Below are 17,446 nucleotides of genomic sequence, written 5' to 3'. Positions count from 1 at the left end.
GTGCAGCCTCCTGTGGGCGAGCGCTCACGCGGCGACCCGCTCGACCGAATCGGCGTTCACTGCAGTGATGCCCTTCGTGGAGGCGATCACTCCCTTGAGCTTCTTGGCGAGCGCCTCATAGAACATGCTCAGCGGAAACTCGTCGGGAAGCACGTCGTCGACGAGCTTGCGCGGCGGCTGCGTCAGGTCGAGGGCGTCGGGGCCCTTGGCCCACTTGGAGCCCGGGTGGGGGGCGAGGTAGGTGGAGACGAGCTCGTACGCCTTGAACCAGTGGACGAGCTTCGGGCGGTCGATGCCGGCCCGGTAGAGGTCCTCGATCTCGGCGCACAGCTGGTTGGTGACCTGCGGGGCGCGCATCCAGTCGATCTTCAGCTTGTTGTCCGTCCAGCGCACGACGTCGTGCTTGTGGAGGTACGCGAAGAGCAGCTGGCCGCCGAGCCCGTCATAGTTGCGGTTGCGGTCACCGGAGACCGGGAAGCGGAACATGCGGTCGAACAGGACGGCGTACTGGACGTCGCGGCCGTGCTCGTTGCCCTCGGACTCCAGCTTCACGGCCTCCTTGAAGGCGGTGAGGTCGCAGCGCAGCTCCTCCAGGCCGTACATCCAGAACGGCTGGCGCTGCTTGATCATGAAGGGGTCGAACGGCAGGTCGCCGTGGCTGTGGGTGCGGTCGTGCACCATGTCCCACAGGACGAACGCCTTCTCGCACCGCTCCTGGTCCTCGACCATGCGGGCGATGTCCTCGGGCAGTTCGATGCCGAGGATGTCGACGGCGGCCTCGGTCACCTTGCGGTAGCGGGCGGCCTCGCGGTCGCAGAAGATGCCGCCCCAGGTGAAGCGCTCGGGGGCCTCGCGGACGGCGATGGTCTCCGGGAAGAGCACGGCGGAGTGCGTGTCGTAGCCCGGGGTGAAGTCCTCGAAGGTGATGCCGAGGAAGAGCGGGTTGTCGTACCGGGTGCGCTCCAGCTCGGAGAGCCACTCGGGCCACACCATCTTGAGGACGACGGCCTCGAAGTTGCGGTCGAGGTTGCCGTTCTGCGTGTACATGGGGAAGACGACCAGGTGCTGGAGCCCGTCGGCGCGCTCGGCGGCCGGGTGGAAGGCCAGCAGGGAGTCCAGGAAGTCCGGCACCTTGAAGCCGTCCGAGACCCACTTGCGCAGGTCGGCGACGAGCGCGCGGTGGTAGGCGGCGGCGTGCGGCAGCAGCGGCGAGAGCGCCTCGACCGCGCCGATCACCCGCTCCACGGCGGCCTCGACGACGGCCGGAGCGGGGGCGTCCGCGGCCTCGAAGTCGATGGAGCCGTCCTTGGCCTGCCAGGGGCGGATCTCCTCCACGGCGGCCTTGAGCTCGGGCCACGCAGGGTGGTCGACCACCCGCGCACCGGCGGTTATCACCGCACCGCCAGAACCCGGCACAAGAATTTCCGTCATGTCACTTCCTCCACAGGAGAACCTCGCGTCATGACAGCGTATGCATGCAAGCCTGTCCGGCTCAAGAGGATGCTCGGGAAATTATCCTGCGCGACCCCCATCAGCACCGTAATTCTTCCCGCCGCCCCCTGTTTGTTCGACGGATTCGTCCCTTTCGTCAAGTTCTCCGCGGGCAGTGGGGAGCCGCACCGCGGCCCCCAAGACCGGCCCGGCATGGCCGGATTGCGTACGTACCCCCCGCCGCGGAACGCACTGTGGCCCCCGCCCGCGCGAGCCCCGGCGCCGCCGGCCGGACGGGCGGGTGACCTCGGTCACCTCGGCGCCCGCCCCCGCCCCGCCCGCCCCCGCCCCGCCCGCCCGGCGGGGCCGGTCACGCCGCGCGGAAGTGCGGGATGACCTTCTCGCCCCACTGCCGCAGGGTCTGCAGGCACGCCTCCTGAGGGACCGTCCCCATCTGGATCAGGCACATGATCTCGTCCGCCCCCGCATCCTTGAGCCGCTGTACGTAGGCGATGGCGTCGTCGGCGCTCCCGTACGCGTGGTCGGCCCGGAAGGTGGCCGTCGACGTGGGACGTACGGGGATGTCCTGCTCGTGCAGCCGGGCGACCATCTGCTCGGCCGCCCGGTGCATCTGCGCCGCCTCGTCGGCGCCGGCGACCACGGCCTCGTCCGGGACGCCGGCCCCGCCGTACCAGTGACCGATGGCCTGGGCGAAGAACCGCTGGCCCCGGACCCCGATCCGGCGCGCCTCGTCCGGGTCGTCGAGCACGATGGTCGGGCAGAGCACCGAGAAGTGGTCGTTGACCGCGGTGGAGACGAACCGGGCGCCGTCGCGGGCGGCGAGCGCCCCGTCGTAGACGGCCCGCATCCCGGCGATGGAAGCGGGCCCGGCGAAGCCCATCACCAGGGCCCCGACGCCCAGCTCCGCGGCCTGGACCAGGGTCTCGGCGCGGCTGCACGCCAGGAACAGCGGCGGGTGCGGGGTCTGCTGCGGCCGCGGCAGGATCGGGTGCGGAGCGATGTCGATCAACTCGCCGTGGTACTCCAGCTCCTCCTCCTGCCAGGCCTTGCCGATGATCCGCAGGGCCTCCTCCACCTCCCGGGTGGTGCGCTCCCGGTCGACCCCGCACAGCGAGGTCTCCTGTTCGGTGCCGCCACGTCCGGCCCCGAGGTCGAGGCGGCCGCCGGAGAGCAGGTCGAGCATGGCGGCCCGCTCGGCCACGCGGACCGGGTGGTTGAAGTTGAAGGGCATGCAGACCACGCCGTGGCCGATGCGTATGGTGTGCGTCCGGGCTGCGACCCAGGTCAGGAACACCTCCGGGGCGCTCATGTGCGCGTACCACTTCAGGGAGTGGTGTTCCACGGCCCAGATCCGGTCGAATCCCATGCGCTCGGCGAGCACGGCCTGCTCCACGCAGTCGCGGATGACCTGGTGCTCGCGCTCCACGGTCGGGTCGGCGAGCTGAGCTTCGAAGATGACGGAGAACTTCACGATGCCTCCAGGGTTGCGTCCCGTGCCCGGCCATACTTCAATTCGGAATATGACTAGTAGTCATATGTCGAAGAAGCAAGACCTTCCGCCGACCGCGTGGGCGGTGCTCGGGCTGCTGTCCTTCCCCGGCGAGCGCACCGGCTACGAGCTGAAGAAGTGGGCGGACTCCTCCCTGCGCTTCTTCTACTGGTCCCCGGCCATCAGCCAGATCTACGCCGAGCTACGCCGGCTGGAGGAGCTCGGCTACGCGGCCTCCACCCCTTCGGGACCCCAGGAGGCGCGGGCCAAGCGCCGCTACGCCATCACCGACGCCGGGCGCGAGGCCCTCGCGGGATGGGCCTCGGACACCGCGGAGGCCGGGCCCCCGGTGCTCAAGCACGGGCTGATGCTGCGGATCTGGCTCGGTCACCTCGCCGAGCCGGAGCTGCTGCGCGCGATGGTCGGCGGCCATCTGGAGCGCACCCGGGGCGAACTGGCCGCCGTACGGGAGGCCATGGCGCAGGCGGCCGAGGTGCCGCAGTGGGCGTTCCCCGCCCTCGCGCTGCGCTGGAGCGAGCGGCAGCACCTGGCCGAACTGGAGCTGGGCGAGGCGCTGCTGGCCGATCTCGCGGACCCGGCCGGGGCCGTGGCGGCGGTGGCGGACGCCGGCCGTCAAGGCGGTGCCGACGCCGGGCGCCAAGGCGGTGCGGGCGCGGGGGGTCGAGGCGGGGCCGACGCCGGGCGTCAAGGCGGCGGGGACGCGGGGGGTCGAGGCGGGGCCGACGCCGGGCGTCAAGGCGGCGGGGACGCGCCCACGCGCGGGTGACGCGTCAGGGCGACCGCGCGGCGTGCGACGGCGTACGGCCCTGGCGGGAACCGGCCGACGGCCCCGTTCCGGGCTCTGCACGGGCGGTCTCATCGCACCGGCGGCGCACTAGCATGCGACCTCACCGCGCGCGGCCGGTAGGGACACCGCGACCGCGCGGGAGCCGCCGTCGACGGAAGCGAGAGAACCTTGACTTTCCTCACCATCGGTCACCGCGGGGTCATGGGTGTCGAACCTGAGAACACCCTGCGGTCGTTCGTCCGCGCGGAACGTTCCGGGATGGACGTCATCGCGCTGGATCTGCAGCTGAGCAAGGACGGCGTGCTCGTCGTCCTGCACGACGCCGAGGTGGACCGGACCACCGACGGCTCCGGAGCCGTCGCCGACCTGACCGTGGCCGAACTGCGCGAGCTGGACGCCGGCCAGGGCGAGCACGTGCCGGTCTTCGAGGAGGTCCTGGAAGCGGTCCGCACCCCGTTCCAGGTGTCGGTGCAGAGCGGGGCCGTCGCCGAGGCACTGGCCGAACTCGTCCGGCGCCACGACCTGAGCACGCGGGTGGAGGTGGCCTCCTTCGACGACGAGGTGCTCGCGGAGACCGCCCGGCTGGTGCCGGGGGTGCGCAGCTGCCTGTACGTGGACGAACGCGTCCCCCACCGGCGCCCGCCCGTGGACCGGGCGCTCGCCGCCGGTGCGCAGACGGTCGCCCTCGACATCCGCCGGCTGACCCTGGACACGGTGGAGTCCGTGCACACGGCCGGGCTGCGGGTGACCGGCTGGACCGTCAACACCCTGCAACAGCTGCGGCTGGCGCGGGCGCTCGAACTGGACGGCGCGACCACCGACTTCCCGGAGATCCGCAGCACGGGCCGGTTCATCGCCTGACCGCGGCTCCCACTCCGCTACAGCGGCTTGACCAGCAGCTCGAAGGCCAGGTCGTCGCGGAGCGGGACGCCGAAGCGCTCGTCGCCGTAGGGGAAGGGGCTCAGCTCGCCGGTGCGCCGGTAGCCGCGGCGCACGTAGTAGGCGATGAGCTCCTCCCGTACGTTCACCACCGTCATGCGCATCTCCTTGGCGTCCCACGTCTCACGGGCGCGGCGTTCCGCCTCGGCGAGGATCTCCTTGCCGAGGCCGGCGCCCTGCAGTCCCGGGCGGACCGCGAACATCCCGAAGTAGGCGTGGTCGCCGCGGTGTTCGAGCTGGCAGCAGGCGACGAGTTCACCCGCGCGCTCGACGACGAGCAGGACGCCGTCGGCGGAGTCGATGATCGCGCGGACACCGTCGGGGTCGGTGCGCTGCCCGTCCAGGTAGTCCGCCTCGGTGGTCCAGCCGGCCCGGCTGGCGTCGCCGCGGTAGGCCGATTCGACGAGCTCCACGAGGCCCGGTACGTCCGCCTCCACGGCACTGCGGAAGTTCAGAGCGGCGGGGTGAGCGGTCGACATCGGGGCTCCGTTCGGCTCGGCGGCATATCGGCGGCATATGACATGCCCGGTGCGGCATGGAGAGCCTAACCCGGGGCGGCGTGCAGGCCTGCGGGCCGGGGCATCTCTTCCGGTGACGCCGACGAACCGGGAGGTTCCGCCGTGCACGGTCCCACCACGTCCCTTCCCGCCTCCGTCTCCGCCTGGCTGCTCGTGCTCCTGTGCCTCGTGAGCGGGGCGTACTGCGTACGGCGGGTGCGCAGATCGGCGCGGGAGGCGCGCGGTGCGGCGGCGGGCGAGGCGGTGATGGGTTTCGGGATGGCGGTGATGGCCGTGCCGTCGGGCATCGGGCCGTGGGGTCCGGGGATCCTGCTGGCCGTCTTCTGCGGGGCCGTGCTGCACGCCGTGTGGCTGCTGCGGGGCGGGATGCACCACGCGCACCACCTGGTCGGTTCGCTGGCGATGGCGTACATGGCGCTGACGACGGCCCCCGGTCACGGGCACGGCGGGGGCCCGCCGCTCGTCACCGGGGCGCTGCTCCTCTATTTCGCCGGATACGTGCTGCTCGGCGGAGCCCGGCTGGTGACGGCGGGCGGCGGTGCACCGCAGCTCGCGGGCGGGCCGCAGGTGTCGCCCGCGGAGCTGACGCGGGCCTGCCGACTGGCCATGGGGATCGGGATGTTGGCGATGCTGCCCGGACTGTGACCCGGGGGAGCCGCTCCGCGGGCCCGGGGCGGACGTGTCCTGCGTCACCAATCCCGAAAGCCCGTACCCGCAGGTAGCCCCGCGCTCATAGGCTGCGGACATGATGGTCCCCGCCGCACTCCTGCTGCTCGGCGCCCTGACCGCGGTGTTCGCCCCCCGTCTGCTGGCCCGGGCCGAGTGGCCCGAGCGTGAGCCCGTCGTCGCCCTGTGGGTGTGGCAGTGCGTGGTGGGCGCGGTGCTGCTGTGCTTCGCGCTGTCGATGCTGCTGAGCGCGGCCGCGGCCTGGCTGGCGGTCCGGGGCAGGCTCTTCGCGGCGGCCCCCCACGGGGTGGTCGACGCGTACGCGCTGGGCCCGACGGGCGGGCCGTGGGCCACGGGGACGGCGCTGGCGCTGGCGGGCGGCGGGCTGTGGACCGGGGCCCGGCTGACCCGCGAGGTGCTGCGGGCGCGGGCCCGGCGTCGGGCGCGGGGCGCTGAGCTGCTCGTACGGGCGCCGCTGCTGCCCGGGGAGGATCCGGCCGGGGCGCGGCTCGTCGTACTGGAGGGGACGCGGCCCGACGCGTGGTGGCTGCCGGGCGCGGCGCCGCAGCTGGTCGTGACGACCGCCGCGCTGGGGCGGCTCAAGGGAAGCCAGCTGGACGCCGTGCTGGCGCACGAGCAGGGGCACGTACAGGCGCGGCACGACTGGCTGCTGCACTGCTCGCGGGCGCTGGCGGGCGGGTTCCCCCAGGTGCCGGTGTTCGCGGCGTTCGAGGCGGAGATGCACCGGCTCGTCGAACTGGCCGCCGACGACGTGGCCTCGCGGCGGTTCGGGAGGCTGACGATCGCGCTCGCGCTGGTCGGTCTCAACGAGGACCGGGGGGTGTTCGGGCCCTACCCGAGCCCCCAACCGCACGTGTCGGAGCGGGTGCGGCGGCTGCTGTCGGCGGCGCCGCGGCTGTCGGCGGGCCGGCGGCTGCGGCTCACGGCGCTGGCCACGCTGCTCCCGGCGGTCCCGCTGGCGGTGGCTCTGATGCCGGGTCTGAGCGCCCTGACCTGATGTCGCCCGAACGGGCCGGGACCGGCTGTTCCCGTGTGGTGTGGAAGTCCTGCTCTGGGCGATCCCCCGCGTCGCCCAGAGCAGGCGACCCCGTGCGCTGAGTATATTGGCTGGGAGCCAGTCAACGCAGGAGTAAGCATGTCCCCGCGCAGCGCATCGGTCAATGAAGAATTGCGCAGGCGTTCCCGGGAGCGGCTGCTCCAGGCCACGGTGGAACTCGTCGCCGAGCGCGGCTACGAGGCCACCACGCTCGGCGACATCGCCGACCGGGCGGGCACGGCCCGCGGCCTGGTCTCGTACTACTTCCCGGGGAAGCGGCAGCTGCTGCAGTCGGCGGTGCACCGGCTGATGCACCTGACCCTGGACGCCGCCCTGGAGCGGGAGCCGCGCAGCGACGACGGCCGCGAGCGGCTCGCCCGCGCCGTCGACGCGATCCTCGGGCTCGCCCGGGACGAGCCGCTGCTGATGCGGACGCACATGGCGGGCATCCTCCAGGCCGAGGGGTTCGTGCAGTGCCCGGAGCAGCAGCGGCTGGCGGAGCTGCTGCGGGACACGGTCGCTCGGTACGGGTCGGCGGACGTGGACACCGACTACCCGCTGCTGCGGGCGCTGCTGATGGGTGCGGTGGTCGCGGTCCTGCTGCCGGGGGCTCCGATGCCGCTCGCGCGTCTGCGGGCGGAGCTGTTCCAGCGCTACGGGCTGGACTGGGGGCTGGGTGTCCCGCCGGACGGCGGACCGCCCGACGGAACGATTCCCCCGAAGGACTGACGCCCGGCCCGGCGTCAGTGGTACGCGGGCTGGCTCTGCACGTTGAGCCGGTCCATCCAGACCCGTTTCGCGCCGTCGGTGCGCCAGTCGTCGATCCGGAGCACGTCGAGGCCCTTGACGATGTCGTTCGAATAGATGTGGCCGTTGTAGTAGTACGCCGACCAGGACCCGCCGAGTCCGAGCCGGTCCGTGGTGAGCGGGCCGCGCTCGAAGTAGCCGATCTCCTGGGGCCGGGTGGAGTCGGTGAAGTCCCACACGGAGACGCCGCCCTGGTACCAGGCCTGGACCATGATGTCGCGGCCGCCGCCGGCCGGGATCAGGGAGCCGTTGTGGGCCACGCAGTTCTCGGTGTCGGCCTGCAGGCGCGGGATCTTGAAGTAGCTGCGGAAGACGAGCTTGCGTTGGTCGCCGCTGCCGGTGATGTCGTATATGCCGTCGGCCCCGTGGTTCGGGCCGGTGGCCTCGTTGCAGGTGGCGCCGCCACCGCCGCCCAGTTCGTCGGTGAACACCACCTTGTCGGCCCTCTCGTTGAAGGTCGCCGAGTGCCAGAACGCGAAGTTCACGTTGTCCTGCACCCGGTCGATGACCCGCGGCTGCTCGGGCCTGCTGATGTCGAAGAGGATGCCGTCACCCATGCAGGCGCCCGCGGCCAGCTTCTTCGCGGGCAGCACGGTGATGTCGTGGCAGCCGGTGGTCTTCGAGACGCCGGGGTTGGTGGGCGCGCCCGGGTTGCCGCCGTCGGGGAAGAGCACGGGGAAGGCGACGACCGCCGCCTGCGTCGGGTTCTTCTTCGGGACCTTGATCACGGAGATGCCGTCGTGCGGCGGCTGGCAGTCAGGGAAGGCCTCGCTCGGGGAGTACGAGGACACGTAGAGGTAGATGTCGCGCTCGCCCGGCACCAGCGTGTGGGTGTGCGAGCCGCAGTTGGTCTCGACGGACTTGATGTACTTGGGGTTCTTCTTGTCCTTGATGTCGAAGATCTTGATGCCCTCCCACGAGGACTTCTCCGTCGCGGGCTGCGAGACGCTGTTGCAGGAGTCGTCGCTGCGCGAGGAGTCGGTGGAGAGGAAGAGCAGGTCCCCCTGGACGGACACGTCGTTCTGGCCGCCGGGGCAGAGCACGCGGCTGACGACCTTGGGGACCTTGGGGTTGCCGATGTCGTAGACCGTGAAGCCGTTGTAGTTGCCGGCGTAGGCGTACTTGCCCTGGAAGGCCAGGTCGGAGTTGATGACGCCGGGGTCGGCGCTCGGGATGTTGGCCAGGGGTTTGACGTTGGCGCTGTGCACGATCTCGTCCTGGCCGGGGATCTCGCCGGGGGCGAGTTCGCGGCCCGCGGCCGGCTGCGCGGCCCGGGACGAGGCGCTGCCGGGTAACAGGTCCCCCGGATCGGGGGTGGCTGCGGCGGGTCCGGCCGCGAACAGCGTGGTGAGCAGCCCGGCCGCGGCCACCGCCGCCCCCAGACTCCGGCGCCGCACTCTGGTGGGGTGCTTCGAGGTCACTGTGCCCTCCCATGGGAGTCCGATCGATTCCGCTCGTGCTGGGAACGGAACCAGGACCCCGGCAGTATGTTCCTTACCATGGACATGGCAAAGGCATTACTCGGTCGAATCACCGGGGCGGTCGTGGCCTCGGGAGTCCTGCTCGCCCTGGCCGGATGCGGGGGCGGGGAGGAGGGCGGGGCGGCGAAGGACGGCGCGGCGGTCATCGCCCCCGGCAGACCGGGCGAGAAGGCCCGCACCCTCTCCCCCTCGGAAGCCGCCGGGAGGAAGCCCGACGACAGCCCCAACGCGGCGGACCGGGCGTACGTGCAGCACATGGTCGAACACCACCGGCAGGCCCTGACGATGAGCGCGCTCGCCCCGGAGCGGGCGTCGGCGGAGGGGGTCAGGCGGCTCGCCGAGCGGATCTCGGCCGCCCAGCAGCCCGAGATCGGCGCGATGGAGAAGTGGCTGGCCCTCCACCCCGCCCCGGCCGGTTCCGCCTCCGGGGCCCCGGCCGGACACGACCACGGGGCGATGCCGGGCATGGCGACCCCGCAGCAGCTGGCGCAGCTCGCCCAGGCGAAGGGCGCCGAGTTCGACCGGCTCTTCCTGACCCTGATGACCGCTCACCACGAGGGCGCCGTGAAGATGGCGGGCGAGGTGCTGGCCGCCGGCAACAACGGGGCGGTGGAGGAGATGGCCAACGAGGTGGTGGCCACCCAGACCGCCGAGGTCCACCGGATGCGCGCGATGGGCTGACGGCCGCCGGACCCGGTGGCATGCTGGGAGCACCTGCGGGAGGAGCTCCGCCGTGCTTCGTGTCGCCGTCGTCGGTTCGGGCCCCAGCGGGGTCTACGCCGCTCAGACACTGGTCCAGCAGCGTGAGGTGCCGGGCGTCCGCGTCGACGTGCTGGACCGGCTGCCCGCGCCGTACGGGCTGGTGCGCTACGGGGTGGCCCCCGACCACGAGAAGATCAAATCGCTCCAGGGAAGCCTGCGCACGGTGCTGGAGGACGAGCGGATCCGCTTCCTCGGCAACGTCGAGGTCGGCGGTCCGCGACTGACCGCCGAGCGGCTGCTGGAGCTGTACCACGCGGTGGTGTACTGCGTGGGCGCCGCCCGCGACCGGCTGCTCGGCATCCCCGGCGAGGAACTGGCCGGCGTGCACTCCGCGACGGCCTTCGTCGCCTGGTACAGCGGGCATCCGGACGCCGTCGGCGAGGCCTTCGACCTGCCCGGGGTGGGCTCGGCGGTGGTCGTCGGGGCGGGCAACGTCGCCGTGGACGTGACGCGGATGCTGGCCCGCGGCGAACCCGAGCTGTCCCCGACCGACATGCCGCAGCCGGCCCTGGGCGCACTCGCGCACAGTGGCGTGAAATCGGTGTCGATGGTGGCCCGGCGCGGGCCCTCCCAGGGCAAGTTCACCACCAAGGAGCTGCGGGAGCTGGGCACCCTGCCGGGCGTGGCCGCCGTCGTGGACCCGGCCGAGCTGGCCCTCGACCCCGCGTACGCCGACCCGGCCGAGGCCGAGGCGCTGCCCGCGGTGGCCCGGCGCAACCTGGAGGTCCTGCGCGGCTGGGCCGGGCAGGACCCGGGCGAGGCCCTGCGCCGCATCGCCCTGCGCTTCTACCTGCGACCGGTGGAGGTGCTGGCCGGCCGCGGCGGCCGGGTCGCCGCGGTGCGCTTCGAGCGGACCGCCCCGGACGGCCGCGGCGGGGTCGTCGGGACCGGCGCGTACGAGGACGTCGAGGCGCAGTTGGTGCTGCGCTCGGTGGGATACCAGGGCGTTCCGCTGCCCGGCCTGCCGTTCGACCCGGTGAGGGCCACGGTCCCGCACGCCGCGGGCCGGGTACTGCGCGAGGGCCGGGCCTCGGTCGGCGAATACGTGGCGGGCTGGATCAAGCGCGGCCCGACCGGAGTGATCGGCACCAACCGGCCCTGCGCGAAGGAGACGGCGTCCTCGCTGCTCCAGGACGCGGCGGTACTGGCCCGGCGGGAACTTCCGGGCGACCCGCTGGACGCGCTGCGGGCGGCTGGTCTGCACCCGGTGGAGTGGCCCGGCTGGCTGGCGATCGAGGCGGCGGAGGCCGACCTCGGGCGTTCGCTGGGGCGCCGCTCGGTGAAGATCCCGGACTGGCCGGGCCTGCTGGGAGCGGCGAACGCGGGCGCCTGAGCGCTGACAGGGTCGCGCGTACCGGTGCGGGTGCCGGTGCCGGTGCCGGTGCGGGAGTGTTGTCCGTGCCGGTCCGGCGGTCGGCGGCCGGGACGGAACTAGCCGGGCCGGCGTGCGGTCTCCGCGGCGGCGGCGGTGAGTACGCTGTCGAGCAGCCCCGGGAACAGGTCCTCCAGCTCCGCACGGCGCAGCTCGTTCATCTTCGCCGTCCCGCGGTACGTCTGGCGGATCACGCCGGCCTCCCGCAGCACACGGAAGTGGTGCGTGGTCGTCGACTTGGTGACGGGCAGGACGAAGTACGAGCACGCCAGTTCCCGCGGCGTGGCCGCGAGATCCCGCACGATCGACAGCCGCACCGGGTCCGACAGGGCGTGCAGCACCGCCTCGAGGTGGATCTCGGCGGGCCCCGGGTGCGCGAGCGCACGGGTGGTGGCCGTATCCGTCACGTCTGTCCTCGTCTCACCCGGCTCCCCCACTCGTACGAGAACCACCGTAATACACGGCTACCAGGCGCGGTGGTACGGGGTGGGGACCCGTATCCCGGTGTCCTGTCCGGCGGCCGCGCGGCGGGCCCAATAGGGGTCGCGGAGCAGTTCGCGGCCCAGCAGGACGGCGTCCGCCTGCCCGTCGGACAGGATCGCGGCCGCCTGCGCCGGCTCGGTGATCAGCCCGACGGCGGCCACCGGGAGGCCGGTCCGGGCCCTGACCTCGGCCGCGAACGGCACCTGGTACCCGGGGCCCACCGGGATGTCCGCCTTGGGGGCCATGCCGCCGGTGGACACGTCCAGCAGGTCCACTCCGCGCTCGCGCAGCAGTCCGGCGAGCCGGACCGTGTCTTCGGGGGTCCAGCCCGACTCCTCCAGCCAGTCGGTGGCGGAGACCCGGAAGAACAGCGGCAGTTCCTCGGGCCACACCGCCCGGACGGCATCGACGACTTCGAGGGCGAAACGGGCCCGGTTCCCGAAGGAGCCGCCGTACGCGTCGGTGCGCCGGTTGCTCTCGCGGGAGAGGAACTGGCCTATGAGATAGCCGTGGGCGCCGTGGATCTCGACGACCTCGTAGCCCGCGGCCAGCGCACGCCGCGCGGCGGCCGCGAACCGGCCCGTGATCTCGTGGATCTCGGCGGTCGTCAGCTCGTGCGGCACCGGGTCGCCCTCGGCGTACGGCAGCGGGCTCGGGGCGCTCGGCAGCCAGCCGTCCGCCCCGGGCCCGACGTAGCGGCCGCCCTCCCAGGGGCGGCCCGTGGAGGCCTTGCGGCCGGCGTGCGCGAGCTGGATGCCGGGAACCGTGCCCTGCGCCTTGAGGAAGGCGGTGATCGGGCGCAGCGCCTCGGCCTGGGCGTCGTTCCAGATGCCCAGGTCGTACGGCGAGATCCGGCCCTCCGGGGAGACGGCGGTGGCCTCCTGGAGGATCAGGCCGGCGCCGCCCACCGCGCGGGCGGCGTAGTGCGCGAAGTGCCAGGCGTGGGCCACGCCCGCGTTCGGCCCCGAGGCCTCGGCGACGTGCTGGCACATCGGCGCCATCCAGATCCGGTTGGCCGCGGTGACCGAGCGCAGGGTGAACGGCGTGAAGAGGCCCGCGGCGGCTGCCGGACCGGCAGCGGCGGGGGTGACGGGGGCGACGGGGACAGCGCTCATGGAGGTCTCTCCGGATCTGGCCGGGCATGCCGCGGAACCGCGGCTCGTACGAGAACCACCGTACTACGAAATCTCTCGTACTACGACACCTCTCGTACGAATTCGGCGAGCTCGGCCCGCAGCGCCTCCGCGAGGTCCGCCAGGTCCGGCACGGCGGCCGCGTCGGCGACCAGGCCGTAGTGGACCGTGCCCTGGTACGTGGAGACCGCGACCGCGAGGGCATGACCGCGGGCGAGCGGGGCCAGCGGATAGACCTCCCGCATCCGGCTGCCGCCGAGGGAGAAGGTGAAGCTCGGCAGCGGGACGCTGGTCACCAGGACGTCGAACAGCAGCCGGGCCGCCTGGGCGACCAGGGGGCCGCCGAGCCGGTGACCGAGCGGGTGGACGTGATCGGCGAGCAGGGCGACGGCCCCGGCGCCGCGCGCGGGCCCCGCCTCCTTGTTGCGGTCCATGCCGCTCCGCACCCGGTCCAGGCGCAGCAGCGGATCGGGCTCGTCGAGCGGGAGCCGGAGCAGGTAGCCGGAGAGCCTGTTGCCGTACTTCGCGGCGCCGCCGGGCCGGCGGCGGGATACCGGTATCAGGGCGCGCGGCCCGGGCCCCTCGGGCTCGGGGTCGCCGCGGCCCACCAGCCAGCGCCGCAGGGCGCCGGCGACCAGCGCGATCAGCACGTCGTTGACGGTGCCTCCGGCGACCTTCCGGATGCGGTTGACGTCGTCGAGCTGGAGCGCGAGGCCGGCGACGGCCCGGGTGCCGGTCCGTGCCGGGCCGGCCGCCGTCAGGGCCGCGGGGACGCCGAGGGGCAGTCCGGCGCGGGCGACGGACGCGCCGATCTCCAGGGCCTGGCCGACGTCCTGGACCCGGGCGGCGAGGATCCCGGGGAGGTTGCGCAGAGCGGCGCCGGCGGGCTGCGGTGCGGGGACCGGCCGCGCGGGCCCCCGTACGGGCGGCCCCTCGTCGAAGAGCATGGCCGCCAGCGCGAGGGCCCCGAGCCCGTCGGCGAGGGCGTGGTGGAACTTGAAGAGCACGGCGAAGGAGCGCGGATCGGGCCCGGCGAGCACGTGCGCCTCCCACGGCGGCCGCGCGCGGTCCAGCGGCCGCGCCATCAGGGGTCCGGCGGCGGCCTCCGGGTCGTCGGTGTGCACGAGGAACACGTGCCGGGCGGGATCGAAGCCCTCGTCGGACGACCAGGCGGCCGCCCCGATCGGCAGCAGCACGTCGTGGATGCGGCGCCGCAGGCCGGGGACGGCGGTGCAGCGGGCGGTGAGCAGCTCGGCGGCGCGGACCGCCGCGTCGGCGCCGGGGCCGCGGGCGGGATCGGCGTCGGGGCCCGGCGGGGCGGCCTCGAAGACAGCGAGGGCGCCGAGGTGCATGGGGTGGGTGGCGGATTCGATCCGCCAGAAGGCGAGGTCGAGCGGTGAAAGGTGCTCGGTGGCCACGTATTGCCTCTCGCGTGCAGTGGCAGAGGTGGAAGTCAACCCCTTCCGGCCTCCTACGATCAAGTAGCCACCCTTTGGACACGCCTGTTGATCGGTCGCGACCGGCTGGTCGGCGCAGCGCGGGGACCTCCCCACCGTTGTCGGTGACCGGGTGCAGACTGGCCGGAAAGCGTTTGCCACGACGACCGGGACGACGAAGTCCGGAGGTGTCGACCATGCCGACCGTGCCAGAGGTGCTGCTGCTCGCGGGGACCCGGAAAGGGCTGTTCATCGGCCGCAGACGGGGCGACGGCTCCTGGGACTTCGACGGACCCCACTTCAACGCGCAGGCGGTCTACGCCGTCGCGATCGACCGGCGCGGACCGGCACCCCGGCTGCTCGTCGCCGGGGACAGCGCGCACTGGGGGCCGTCGGTGTTCAGCTCCGACGACCTCGGGGCGAGCTGGCGGGAACCCGCCGCGCCCGCCGTGCGGTTCCCGAAGGACACCGGGGCCTCGCTGGAGCGGGTCTGGCAGCTGCATCCGGCCGGCCCCGAGGCGCCCGACGTGGTCTACGCGGGGACGGAACCGGCCGCCCTGTTCCGCTCGACGGACCGGGGCGAGTCCTTCGAGCTGGTCCGCCCGCTGTGGGAGCACCCGAGCCGCGGGAGCTGGGTGCCGGGCGGCGGCGGTGAGGGTCTGCACACGGTGCTGACGGACCCTGCCGACCCCGACGCGGTGACGGTCGCGGTCTCCACCGCCGGGGTGTTCCGGACCGTGGACGGCGGCGAGCACTGGCACCCGTCCAACACGGGGGTCTCGGCGGTGTTCCTGCCCGATCCGCATCCGGAGTTCGGCCAGTGCGTGCACAAGATCGCCCAGGACGCCGGGAACCGGAAGCGGCTGTACCTGCAGAACCACTGGGGCGTGTACCGCAGCGACGACGCCGGGGCCCGGTGGACGGACATCGGCGCCGGCCTGCCCTCCGACTTCGGCTTCGCCGTGGCCGCGCACCCGCACCGGCCGGACACCGCGTACGTCTTCCCGCTGAACGCCGACTCCGACCGGGTCCCGGCGGAGCGCCGGTGCCGGGTCTTCCGCACCCGGGACGCGGGCGCGACCTGGGAGCCGCTCACGCGCGGGCTGCCGGAGGGGGACCACTACGGGACGGTGCTGCGGGACGCCCTGTGCACGGACGACGCGGACCCGGCGGGGATCTACTTCGGCAACCGCAACGGCGAGCTGTACGCCGGCCACGACGACGGCGACAGCTGGCGGTTGTTGGCCGGGCACCTGCCCGATGTCCTGTGCGTACGGGCGGCGGTGCTCCCTCACTGAATCGGCCAGTAGAGTGACCGCCTGTGGCAGCACGACCGTTGAACGAGATCGTCGAGCCGGGCTGGGCCCGGGCTCTGGAGCCGGTGGCGGCGCAGATCGCCGCGATGGGCGACTTCCTGCGCGCCGAGATCGCGGCGGGGAGGACGTACCTGCCCGCCGGGGCCCATGTGCTGCGCGCCTTCCAGCAACCCTTCGACGAGGTGAAGGTGCTGATCGTCGGCCAGGACCCGTACCCCACCCCGGGGCACGCGATGGGCCTGTCCTTCTCCGTGGCACCGGAGGTCAGCCCGTGGCCGCCCAGCCTCGACAACATCTTCCGCGAGCTGTACGCGGACCTCGGCGTGCCGCGGCCCGCCAACGGGGACCTCACCCCGTGGGCCCGGCAGGGCGTGCTGCTGCTGAACCGTGCACTGACCACGGCTCCGCGCAAGACCGGGGGCCATCGCGGCAAGGGCTGGGAGGCCGTCACCGAACAGGCCATCCGGGCGCTGGCCGCGCGCGGGAAGCCGCTCGTGTCCGTGCTGTGGGGCCGCGACGCCCGCAATCTGCGGCCGTTGCTCGGGGAGCTGCCGGCCGTGGAGTCGGTGCACCCCTCCCCCATGTCCGCGTCCAACGGGTTCTTCGGGTCCCGGCCGTTCAGCAGGACCAACGACCTGCTGGTCCGCCAGGGGGCACAGCCGGTGGACTGGCGGCTTCCGGCCGCCCAGTGATCATATCCGTTGAACGGTATACGACATTCAACGGATAAATACGGACAGAAGCCGCCCGTTGAGGCCCTGCCCGAACACTGCGTTCCGATAAGCCAGTAGCATGCGGCGCCATGAGCTCCCCCACTGGGCCCGCAAATGGCCTGCCCGTACGAATGCCGCGACCCCGCCCTGCCGGACGGCACCGCCGACCCGAGCCCGCGGTGGCGCCCGAGGGCGCGCCCGCGCTGGTGCTCGCCGTGCCCGGTGCCCCTTCGGCCGCCTCGCGGGGGCTCGCGGAAGAGATCATCAGCATCGGCCGCTCCGAGCTTCCGGGCCTGGACGCCCGCATCGGCTTCCTCGAGGGCGACGACGCCGAGGGCTCCGAGTTCCCGTCCCTGTCAGGTGTCCTGACCACGGTCGCCGCCGAGCGCGTCGCCCGCGCCGAGTTCGCCCGAGCCGCGGGCCACGAGGTACCGGCGCCCACCGGCCCGGACGCCGTGGTCGTCCCGCTGCTGGCCGGCCCCGACGCCGACCTGCTGCGCCGGATGCGCCAGGCCGTCATGGACTCCTCGGCCGCCGCCGAGCTGGCCGAGGTCCTCGGACCGCACCCGCTGCTCGCCGAGGGCCTGCACGTGCGGCTCTCCGAGGCAGGTCTGGCCCGCGCCGACCGCGCCCGCCTGTTCACGGTCACCACCGCCGCCGACGGCATCATCGTGGCGACCACCGGCGGCGAGGAGGCCGTCCAGGTGGCCGGGGTCACCGGCATGCTGCTGGCCGCCCGCCTCGCGGTGCCCGTCAAGGCCGCCGCGCTCGACCAGGAGGGCTCGGTGGCCGCGGTCGCCGAGCAGCTGCGCAGCGAGGGCTCCACGCAGCTCGCGCTGGCCCCCTACCTGATCGGCCCGGAGGCAGCCGAGGGGCTGCTGGACACGGCGGCCAAGGAGGCCGACTGCGCGGCCGCCGAGGTGCTCGGCGCCTACTCGGCGCTCGGCAAGCTCGTCGTCACCCAGTACTCCGCGGCGCTCGGCATCACCCAGGGCGCCGCTGCCCACTGATCCG

General features: G+C 73.3%; 17 protein-coding genes. 10 read left to right on the top strand and 7 right to left on the bottom strand.

The annotated features are described in order from the left end of the window. Positions 1-24: 24 nt before the first annotated feature. Together ACIPK4_RS28130 and ACIPK4_RS28125 are read right to left on the bottom strand one after the other, a co-directional pair. The gene (locus tag ACIPK4_RS28130) at positions 25-1,431 is read right to left on the bottom strand and encodes a DUF6421 family protein (RefSeq protein ID WP_402317368.1); all 1,407 of its coding nucleotides are present in this window, start codon (positions 1,429-1,431) and stop codon (positions 25-27) included. A gap of 370 nt (positions 1,432-1,801) precedes the next feature. Then, positions 1,802-2,923: an LLM class flavin-dependent oxidoreductase gene (locus ACIPK4_RS28125; protein WP_402317365.1), complete on the bottom strand. Its 1,122-nt coding sequence runs from the start codon at positions 2,921-2,923 to the stop codon at positions 1,802-1,804. Between the two features lie 64 nt (positions 2,924-2,987). Here ACIPK4_RS28125 and ACIPK4_RS28120 point away from each other — a divergent pair, with 64 nt between their 5' ends. Continuing rightward, a complete protein-coding gene (locus ACIPK4_RS28120; RefSeq protein WP_402317363.1) occupies positions 2,988-3,728 on the top strand; it encodes a PadR family transcriptional regulator in 741 nt (246 codons plus the stop codon). A gap of 189 nt (positions 3,729-3,917) precedes the next feature. Beyond that, positions 3,918-4,610, top strand: coding sequence for a glycerophosphodiester phosphodiesterase (locus tag ACIPK4_RS28115; RefSeq protein WP_402317360.1), 693 nt, complete (start codon positions 3,918-3,920; stop codon positions 4,608-4,610). A gap of 17 nt (positions 4,611-4,627) precedes the next feature. Here the strand turns inward: ACIPK4_RS28115 and ACIPK4_RS28110 are convergent, their stop codons facing one another. Beyond that, positions 4,628-5,167 (bottom strand): GNAT family N-acetyltransferase, encoded by a 540-nt coding sequence (locus tag ACIPK4_RS28110; protein WP_402317357.1) that lies wholly within the window; start codon positions 5,165-5,167, stop codon positions 4,628-4,630. A 141-nt stretch (positions 5,168-5,308) separates the two neighbouring features. Here ACIPK4_RS28110 and ACIPK4_RS28105 point away from each other — a divergent pair, with 141 nt between their 5' ends. The 3 genes from ACIPK4_RS28105 (at position 5,309) to ACIPK4_RS28095 (ending at position 7,658) form a co-directional block, all read left to right on the top strand. Further along, complete coding sequence (locus tag ACIPK4_RS28105; RefSeq protein ID WP_402317354.1) at positions 5,309-5,851, top strand: DUF5134 domain-containing protein; 543 nt, start codon at positions 5,309-5,311, stop codon at positions 5,849-5,851. A gap of 100 nt (positions 5,852-5,951) precedes the next feature. Continuing rightward, positions 5,952-6,890, top strand: a complete 939-nt coding sequence (locus ACIPK4_RS28100; RefSeq protein WP_402317351.1) for a M56 family metallopeptidase — start codon at positions 5,952-5,954, stop codon at positions 6,888-6,890. A 138-nt stretch (positions 6,891-7,028) separates the two neighbouring features. Further along, positions 7,029-7,658, top strand: coding sequence for a TetR/AcrR family transcriptional regulator (locus ACIPK4_RS28095; RefSeq protein ID WP_402317350.1), 630 nt, complete (start codon positions 7,029-7,031; stop codon positions 7,656-7,658). Positions 7,659-7,672: 14 nt separating this feature from the next. Here the strand turns inward: ACIPK4_RS28095 and ACIPK4_RS28090 are convergent, their stop codons facing one another. Continuing rightward, the gene (locus ACIPK4_RS28090; protein ID WP_402317347.1) at positions 7,673-9,157 is read right to left on the bottom strand and encodes an LVIVD repeat-containing protein; all 1,485 of its coding nucleotides are present in this window, start codon (positions 9,155-9,157) and stop codon (positions 7,673-7,675) included. A 78-nt stretch (positions 9,158-9,235) separates the two neighbouring features. Here ACIPK4_RS28090 and ACIPK4_RS28085 point away from each other — a divergent pair, with 78 nt between their 5' ends. Both ACIPK4_RS28085 and ACIPK4_RS28080 read left to right on the top strand, forming a co-directional pair. After that, positions 9,236-9,898 (top strand): DUF305 domain-containing protein, encoded by a 663-nt coding sequence (locus ACIPK4_RS28085; RefSeq protein WP_402317344.1) that lies wholly within the window; start codon positions 9,236-9,238, stop codon positions 9,896-9,898. A 52-nt stretch (positions 9,899-9,950) separates the two neighbouring features. Next, positions 9,951-11,312 (top strand): FAD-dependent oxidoreductase, encoded by a 1,362-nt coding sequence (locus ACIPK4_RS28080; protein ID WP_402317341.1) that lies wholly within the window; start codon positions 9,951-9,953, stop codon positions 11,310-11,312. 98 nt (positions 11,313-11,410) lie between these two features. On the opposite strand, the gene ACIPK4_RS28075 is transcribed toward ACIPK4_RS28080, so the two are convergent. The 3 genes from ACIPK4_RS28075 to ACIPK4_RS28065 form a co-directional block, all read right to left on the bottom strand. After that, positions 11,411-11,758 carry an ArsR/SmtB family transcription factor gene (locus tag ACIPK4_RS28075; RefSeq protein WP_402317340.1) on the bottom strand — a complete coding sequence of 116 codons (348 nt, stop codon included), beginning with the start codon at positions 11,756-11,758 and terminating at the stop codon, positions 11,411-11,413. Between the two features lie 57 nt (positions 11,759-11,815). Continuing rightward, positions 11,816-12,949, bottom strand: coding sequence for an NADH:flavin oxidoreductase/NADH oxidase (locus ACIPK4_RS28070; protein ID WP_402317337.1), 1,134 nt, complete (start codon positions 12,947-12,949; stop codon positions 11,816-11,818). A gap of 80 nt (positions 12,950-13,029) precedes the next feature. Then, positions 13,030-14,385 (bottom strand): wax ester/triacylglycerol synthase family O-acyltransferase, encoded by a 1,356-nt coding sequence (locus ACIPK4_RS28065; protein WP_402317470.1) that lies wholly within the window; start codon positions 14,383-14,385, stop codon positions 13,030-13,032. Between the two features lie 224 nt (positions 14,386-14,609). Here ACIPK4_RS28065 and ACIPK4_RS28060 point away from each other — a divergent pair, with 224 nt between their 5' ends. The 3 genes from ACIPK4_RS28060 (at position 14,610) to ACIPK4_RS28050 (ending at position 17,442) form a co-directional block, all read left to right on the top strand. Then, positions 14,610-15,701, top strand: coding sequence for a WD40/YVTN/BNR-like repeat-containing protein (locus tag ACIPK4_RS28060; RefSeq protein WP_402317468.1), 1,092 nt, complete (start codon positions 14,610-14,612; stop codon positions 15,699-15,701). 23 nt (positions 15,702-15,724) lie between these two features. Continuing rightward, on the top strand, positions 15,725-16,411 hold the full coding sequence (locus tag ACIPK4_RS28055; protein ID WP_054226332.1) for a uracil-DNA glycosylase: 687 nt from the start codon (positions 15,725-15,727) through the stop codon (positions 16,409-16,411). 110 nt (positions 16,412-16,521) lie between these two features. Next, positions 16,522-17,442, top strand: coding sequence for a hypothetical protein (locus tag ACIPK4_RS28050; protein WP_402317334.1), 921 nt, complete (start codon positions 16,522-16,524; stop codon positions 17,440-17,442). Positions 17,443-17,446: the final 4 nt, after the last annotated feature.

It is taken from the genome of Streptomyces sp. NPDC086989, from assembly GCF_044745505.1.
Taxonomy (GTDB): domain Bacteria; phylum Actinomycetota; class Actinomycetes; order Streptomycetales; family Streptomycetaceae; genus Streptomyces.
Note: the sequence above shows the minus strand (reverse complement) of the source record. Positions and strands in the feature narration are given on the sequence as shown.